The 7,401-nt window shown below is 69.8% G+C and carries 5 protein-coding genes; 2 read left to right on the top strand and 3 right to left on the bottom strand.

The window, feature by feature from the left end; genetic code table 11:
• Positions 1-161: 161 nt before the first annotated feature.
• The 3 genes from KV557_RS41120 to KV557_RS41110 form a co-directional block, all read right to left on the bottom strand.
• Positions 162-2,867 carry a SpoIIE family protein phosphatase/ATP-binding protein gene (locus tag KV557_RS41120; RefSeq protein ID WP_218207209.1) on the bottom strand — a complete coding sequence of 902 codons (2,706 nt, stop codon included), beginning with the start codon at positions 2,865-2,867 and terminating at the stop codon, positions 162-164.
• A gap of 93 nt (positions 2,868-2,960) precedes the next feature.
• Positions 2,961-4,805, bottom strand: a complete 1,845-nt coding sequence (locus tag KV557_RS41115; protein WP_218207208.1) for an ABC transporter ATP-binding protein — start codon at positions 4,803-4,805, stop codon at positions 2,961-2,963.
• A gap of 176 nt (positions 4,806-4,981) precedes the next feature.
• Positions 4,982-5,191, bottom strand: coding sequence for a hypothetical protein (locus KV557_RS41110; RefSeq protein WP_218207207.1), 210 nt, complete (start codon positions 5,189-5,191; stop codon positions 4,982-4,984).
• 596 nt (positions 5,192-5,787) lie between these two features.
• Here KV557_RS41110 and KV557_RS41105 point away from each other — a divergent pair.
• Entirely contained in the window at positions 5,788-6,591 is an 804-nt protein-coding gene (locus tag KV557_RS41105) for a DUF6230 family protein (protein ID WP_218207206.1), read from the top strand.
• 62 nt (positions 6,592-6,653) lie between these two features.
• Positions 6,654-7,202 (top strand): DUF6114 domain-containing protein, encoded by a 549-nt coding sequence (locus KV557_RS43875; protein ID WP_308130313.1) that lies wholly within the window; start codon positions 6,654-6,656, stop codon positions 7,200-7,202.
• Positions 7,203-7,401 lie beyond the last annotated feature (199 nt).

Here is a 7,401-nt window from a genome sequence, read left to right as displayed (position 1 = left end):
GTTTCGCGTCGTACGCACGACGCGAAACCGCCCTTCGCCGTCAGGAGAGCAGGCCGTCAGCCATGCGTTGTCGCTGCCCGCCCCTCCGCCGTCAGCCAGGAGATCCGCCGGGTGGCGAACGGGCGTCCGCCGGCGATCGGGAAGGGCCGTCGAGGTTGCCTTCAGCCCCCGTCCGGACTTCCGTCCGGGACGGGGAACGCCTGTTCCGCCCAGATGACCTTGCCCTGAGGGGTATACCTGGTGCCCCAGTGTTCGGTGAGCTGCGCCACCAGGAACAGCCCGCGGCCGCCCTCGTCCGTGATCGCCGCGTACTTCAGGTGCGGGGAGGTGTTGCTGCCGTCGGCCACCTCGCAGATCAGGCTGCGGTCGCGCAGCAGCCGCACCCGTACGGGCGGCGAGCCGTGGCGGATGGCGTTGGTGACCAGTTCGCTGAGTACCAGTTCCGTACCGAACGCCAGATCGGCCAGGCCCCACTCGTCCAGCTTCGCAGTGGCCCACACACGCACGTCGGCAACGCTGGCCGGATCGAACGGCACGTCCCGATCGGCGACACGGTTCGTACCGAGCACCCGGGTCTTCGCGATCAGCAGCGCCACGTCATCCTGCGGATGGGCCGGGAGCAGGCCGTCCAGCAGGGCCTGGCAGTGCTCCTCGGGCTCCCGGATGCGCTGCGAGAGCACCTCGCGCAGGAGTTCCATGCCGACATCGAAGTCCCGGGTGCGTTCCTCGATCAGCCCGTCGGTGTAAAGGACGATCTGGGTGCCTTCGGCCAGGTGCACCTGCGCCGTCTCGAACAGCATCCCGCCTGTTCCCAGCGGTGGGCCGATCGGAAGCTCCGGGAACACGACGCTGCCGTCGGGCCCGACCAATGCGGGCGGGGGGTGTCCCGCCCGCGCGATGGTGCAGAGCTGGGAGACCGGGTCGTAGATCGCGTACAGGCATGTGGCTCCGGTGACGCCGGTGCCGGTCTCGGCCTCCTCCTGGTCGATGCGGTTCACCAGCTCGTCGAGGTGGCCGAGCAGCTCGTCCGGCGGGAGGTCGAGGGTCGAGAAGTTGTGCACGGCGGTGCGCAGCCGCCCCATGGTGGCCGCGGCGTGCAGCCCGTGGCCGACGACGTCGCCCACGACGAGGGCGACCCGGCTGCCGGGCAGCGATATCACGTCGAACCAGTCGCCGCTCACTCCGGACTGTGCGGGCAGGTAGCGGTGCGCGACGGTGAGGGCGTTCTGTTCCGGCAGGGCACGCGGCAACAGGCTGCGCTGCAGCGTCACGGCCATGGCGTGCTCGCGGGTGTAACGACGGGCGTTGTCGATGCTGACCGCGGCGCGCGCGACCAGTTCCTCGGCCAGCGACCGGTCCTCGTCGTCGAACGGTTCGAGTTTCCGTGACCGCCAGAAGTTGGCGACGCCCAGGATGATGCCGCGTGCCTTCAGAGGAGTGGCGATGAGCGAGTGGACACCGTACTCGACGACCTGCCGGGTCCGTTCGGGGTCCTGGGCCTGCCAGCCGCGGGCAACGGACAGGTCGGGCACCACCTGCGACCGGCCGCTGTCGAAACCCCGGGCCTGGGGGGTCGAGGGGATGAAGGCGATCAGCATGCCGCTCGGGTAGAAGGGGTGGTCCTCGCGTATTCCGTGGACGGCCGCGCGGCGCAGGTCCATCCGGGCGCCGGTGGGCTCGTCGCCCCGCAGGACCGGGTCGGCGAGGTCGACGGTGACGAAGTCCGCGAAGCCGGGAACAGCGACCTGAGCGAGCTCCTCGGCCGTGCGCACCACATCGAGCGTCGTGCCGATGCCGATGCTGGCCTCGTAGAGCAGGGCGAGGCGTCTGCCGGCCACTTCGGCCTTGCCGGCCAACGCCAGCAGCTCCGTGGAGTCGCGGATCGTTGCGACCGTTCCCATCGCGCCGCCGTGGCGGTCCGTGGGCCGCTGGTTCACCGCGAGTAGCCGCCCGCCCGACCGGTACACCTCGTCCGTAGCCACTCTGCCCGACAGCAGCAGCTCTGCGGTGTCCGGGTCGAGGTCCCGCAGTTCGCCCACCATCCGGCCCTCCGCGTCGGCCGGCAGTCCCAGCAGTTTCTCCGCCTCGTCGTTCGCCAGCAGCAGCCGTCCGTCCTGCGCGACGATGACCACGCCCTCCCGCACCGCGTGGAGGACGGCGTTGTGGTGCTCGTACATGCGGGTCATCTCGGCCGGCCCCAGGCCGCGCGTCTGGCGCTTCAGCCGTCTGAAGACCAGGGCGGTCCCGGTGGTGGCCACCGTGAATGCCGCGGCGCCGGTACCCAGGATGACGGGCAGCTGCCGATTGCCGGCCGTGGTGACGTTCTTGACCTTGAGTCCGGCCGACACCAGGCCCGCGACCGATCCGTCGGGGGCGGTGACGGGAACGATCGCCTGGACCTCATGGCCGAGCGGGCCGTACACACTCTCCGTGTAGATGTGGCCGGCCAGGGAAGGGCCGATCGTCCCGACGAACTGCTTCCCGATCCGATCCGGCAGGGGGTGCGTGTACCGGATCCCCTGGTCGTTCATGACCACGATGAAGTCGACGCCGGCCTTTTGGCGCGCCACCTCGGTCAGCGGCTGGAGCACCGCCGTCGGATTGGGCGACTTCAGTGCCTCGAGGAGGCCGGGCGAATGCGCGAACGTCTCCGCGACGGCCACCGATCGATTGCGGGCCTCCGTCTCGCTGGCGGCCCGCGATTCGAGGACCAGCGCCAGGATCGCCCCGAGGACGAGCAGCACCACGACCGCGACCTGCAGTACGAACAGCTGTCCGGCAACGCTTCGAGGAATCTTGCCGAGAAGACTCTTCGCGATCAGCGACTGCTTCGATACGGTCCGGGATCGGTCGGCATGTTCGACCATGCGTCCATCTTCTAACACCGCTGCGAGGGTGACCACGAGGGGGCGGTGCCCGTCGGGTGCGTAGCGCGGCCGTCGATGCGGCGGGTCGGGGGCTCAGGGGACGATCTTCACCGACTCGCCCCGTGGGTGGTGGAGCCGGTGGAGGCCGGCGTAGGCAGGGCTGTGGGCAAGGAGCTCCTCGTGGGTGCCGTGGGCGGCGAGCCCGCCTTGTTCGAGCAGGACGATTTGGTCCGCGTCGCGGACCGTGAGCAGGTTGTGCGAGATGATGATCGTCGTGCGGCCGGTCATCAGCACACGCAGCGGGCCCATGATCCGGCGGGCCGACTCGGCGTCCAGGCCAGTGGTGGGTTCGTCCAGGACGAGGACGGGCGCGTCTCGGATCATCGCACGGGCGATGGCCAGACGCTGGCGCTGGCCGCCGGAGAGAAGTCGTCCGCGCTGGCCGACCACGGTGTCGTAGCCGTCGGGCAGCAGGCTGACGAACCCGTGGGCGTCCGCCGCCCTGGCGGCCGCCAGGATCTCGGCCTCGGTCGCCTCCGGGCGCCCGTACGCGATGTTCTCCCGGACGGTGCCGTGGAAGACCAGGGTCTCCTGCAGCACCACGGCGACGTTCTCGCGCAGCTCGGTGAGCGACAGCTCGCGCAGATCGACACCGTCGAGCCGGACCGCGCCGGCGGTCGGGTCGTAGAAGCGGAGCAGTAGCTTGGCGACGGTGGACTTCCCCGCGCCGCTGGCACCGACCAGGGCCAGCGTCCTCCCCGGCGCCACCTTGAAGGACACCCCGGAGAGCGCGGGCGCTGCCGCCTCCGGGTAGCTGAAGGTCACGTCGTCGAACTCGATCCCGCCCTGGGCCCGGCCGATCGCCCGCGGGGTGGGGGGTTCGGCGACCTGCGGGCGCTGGTCGAGCAGTTCGATGATCCGCTCGGCGGCGGCGGAGGCGCTGTAGAAGGTGTTGCCGAGCCCGGACATGCCCCGGATCGGGCCGTAGAGCCGGCTCAGCAGTGTGAGAAAGACCATCAGGCCGCCGAGGGTGAGCCGGCCACGGACCAGCTCCCAGGTCCCGAGCCCCAACACCGCCAGGCCGCCGAGCAGCTCGATGAACTCGACCGTCGGTCCGTAGAGCGCTCCGATCCGGGTGGAGGCCATCGCGGCGTGGTACCGGCCGATGCTCTCGCGCTGAAACCTGTCGTGCTCCCAGTCCTGGCGGTTGTACGCCTGGACGAGTGCGATGTTGCCGAGCGCCTCCTCGGTGACCGCGCTGATCGAACCGCCGCGCCGGCGGCGTTCGCGCGAGGCCGCCCGGATCAGCTTGGCGAAGCGGCGGGCGGTGAGGAAGAACAGCGGCGCGGCGACCAGCGCGGTCAGCGTCAGGTCCCAGCGCAGCGCCAGCAGCAGGCCGACGTAGATGCCCAGCCGCGCCACCTGGCCGATCGCGCTGACGATCCCGGAGAGCAGGAAGGTCTCGACCGCGTCGACGTCGCCGGTCACCCGGGACAGCACGTCGCCGAGCCGCCGCCGCTCGAAGAAGCCCAGTGACAGGCCCTGGATGTGCCGGAACACGTCCGATCGCAGGATGAGCAGGAAGCGCTCGCTGACCCAGGTGGAGGTCACCCGGCGGGCGAAGCCCAGCACTCCGGAGAGCAGGGCCAGCCCGGCGTAGGCGGAGGCGATCGGCACGAACAGGCTCAGCCTGTGCGGGATGAGCATCTCGTCGATCACGATCTTGAACAGCCAGATCTCCGCGGCCTCGATCGCCGGGCCCACCGCGACCAGGACCAGCAGCACCACCAGCCAGTGGCGGCCGCCCTTGGTGTAGGGCCAGAAGCGCCGGAAGATCTCCCGGAGCGGGACCGGCGGTGCGGCGGCGACCAGGGCGTCGGAGCTCTCGACGACTACTAGCCCTCGCAGAGCCTCTCGAAGGGTCCGTTTTCGCGTCATCTCACGGTCTTCCCGCTTGCTGCCCGGCACCGGTCACCCCGCGGAACCCCGCCCCGAGCCTGGAACCCGCCGGGTGGCGTGGGCCGGACGGGCCGGGCGGGCGAACAGCAGGCCGGGCACGAAACATGCCCGGCCTGCTGTCACAACGGACTGGAAGCGTTCAGCTACTGCGTCGGTCAGTAACCGTAGCCGCCGTAGCCGCCACGGTCGCCGTAGCCGCCGCGGTCGCCCTCGCCGTAGCCGCCGCCGTAGTCGCCCTCGTCGTAGCCGCCGTAGCCACCGCGGTCTCCTTCGCCGAAGCCACGGTAATCACCGTAGCCGTCGCCGTGGTCCCCGCCATGGTCACGGAACCTGCCGAGGTCACGGAGGTTTTCGAGGAGTGCCATGATCAAACCTTCCTACGATTCCCCCTTAGACCATCGTCAATCCGAGCGATGGGATCGGCAAGCACAATCCGGGAAGAGTGAAGATGAAAATCTGATCAGAATACCGCAATTGATGAGCCATCTGGCAAAATCCTCGGCAAAATGATGCCAAATCTTTGGTTGAACTCAAGCCAAGAAGTTGCGTGCGGCGAGCCGTCGTGCTGCGGCCGTCAACCGCGTCACGCTACCCCATGGGGGTGTGGGAGCCTGCCGTGGCCGGGCCGCCTGTGCCACGTCAAGTCCGCCCGACCCGCGAATGTACCGGACCGTGACCGACCGTTGGCGCCACGCGGTCGTCGCGACGCGCGCCAGGCCGGCGACCGGCTGCGCGAAGGTGGATGCATCGATGAACCTGCCATTCTGACTCCCGGCCAGGAACCGGTCGACGCCCGGTCCTCGACCCCGAGTTGCCGGGTCCGTCGGCGGCTCATGGCCTGGTCATCGGTCACCACAGCATCGCCTCGGCGCTCTCGGCTCTGCCGAATCGGATGCTCCCACTGATCCCACCGGCGCTGATCAGAGAGCCCCTGTGCCGTGGCCGATGGGCCGCTGGAGTGATGCGCGGCAACATGGTCGTCAATGTGGTCGCGAATGGTTTGCAGAGCCATGTCCTGCATCGCATGATCGGCCGTGTTCGGTCCTTTTCCGATCTCGGGCAGTCGGTGCGGTGTCCCTTGCGCCCGCTCCCGGCCGATCGCACGGGCGCCCGGGAGTCACGGTCCACGTCAGAGAGAGACGGTATGTCGCAATGCTTCGGCAGGACCCGCTGGAAGCGCTTCGCCGTCATCCTGCTGCCGTGTCTCGCGGCCACCGCGGCCCTCGCCGCCGGCGTGGCCGAGAACGCGCTCGCCGCGTCGTTCCTCATCTCCGGGGAGGAGTTCAAGCTCTCCGCCGACGAGCTCCGTGGTGAAGGCTTCAGCCTGTACGGCACGGTGGACCTCACCCGCGAGCACGACCCGGTGCCGGTCATGGTGACGGGGTTCGAGTCCGCCACGATCCACGGGCTCTGCCAGTCCGCCGTCTTCCCGATCCCGGTGCTCGGCCCCTTCACGCTGCGGCTCACCGGTGGCAAGCGAGCGGCCACCGTGAAGGGGTTCTTCGTCGACGCGAAGCACCTGGCGGCCGACCAGTCGAGCGCCCATCGCATCGACATCGGGGTCGCCGCCGGAGCGCTCACCAAAGGCGAAATCAGCCGGGGCGATCGGGACTCGCGTTTCTTCAATCCCAACAGCCCGGCACAGCAAGCCAGTTCGATCAACCTGACCGACTTGCGGGTGACCGCGGTCGCGGTGGCGGCCGGCAGCTTCGATGTTCCCGGGCTGGGCGTGTCGCTGGTCCGTGGCCGGGACGAGTGCTTCTGACCCGCCGGCCCGACACCCCGATGACCTGCGTCAATCCCACTGACAGCACAGGGAGTTGCCACGTGTGGAACAGAACCACGGCCCCGTGGTCCCGGCCGCGCGAGGCGATCGCCACGGCCCGGCGGGAGTTCCGGGTCTGGCGCGGCACCCGCCCCTTCTGGGCCGGCCTGCTGACGCTCGGCGGCGGCCTGCCGATCCTCTACTTCCCCTTCCCCTACACCCACCTCAGCTTGGGCGGTCTCGGCCTGGCGCTCTCCACCACTGCGGGCGCGGGCTCACTCCTCATTGGGAGCCTGCTGATCACGCTGGGTGTCACGCTCTGGCTCCAGCAGCAGGTACGGGTCTTCGCCGGGGTCGCGGCGATCCTGCTCTCACTGCTCTCCGTGCCGGTCGCCAACTTCGGCGGCTTCTTCCTGGGCCTGCTGCCCGGACTCATCGGCGGCTCGCTGGCCTGCGCCTGGGCTCCATCCTCCACGCGCCCTGAGATCTGTGGTCGTCGCGGCGTTGATGGTCACGCGCTCGGCACGGACGGTGATGCTGTCGGGCGCGACATCGGTGGCCTGGTGGAGCCAGAGGTCCTGGAGGAGAGGGGCACCCACGACCGTGCATGATCGCGGCTGCGGTGACGCTCCGTGGCTCTGACACGGAAAGTGGATCCGGGGCCGGAATCGGCCGTTCCCGACGGGCGGGCGGCGCGGGGCGGGCAGCGGAACCGCGAGAGGGCCCGTGCCACGCGGTTCGCGCGGGCGCGGGCCCTGTCGGGGTCATCCCGGTGGTCCCTGTCCGGCCCCTGGGGTGAGGGGGAGGGTG

It is taken from the genome of Kitasatospora aureofaciens (assembly GCF_019192735.1).
GTDB lineage: Bacteria > Actinomycetota > Actinomycetes > Streptomycetales > Streptomycetaceae > Kitasatospora > Kitasatospora aureofaciens_A.
Note: the sequence above shows the minus strand (reverse complement) of the source record. Positions and strands in the feature narration are given on the sequence as shown.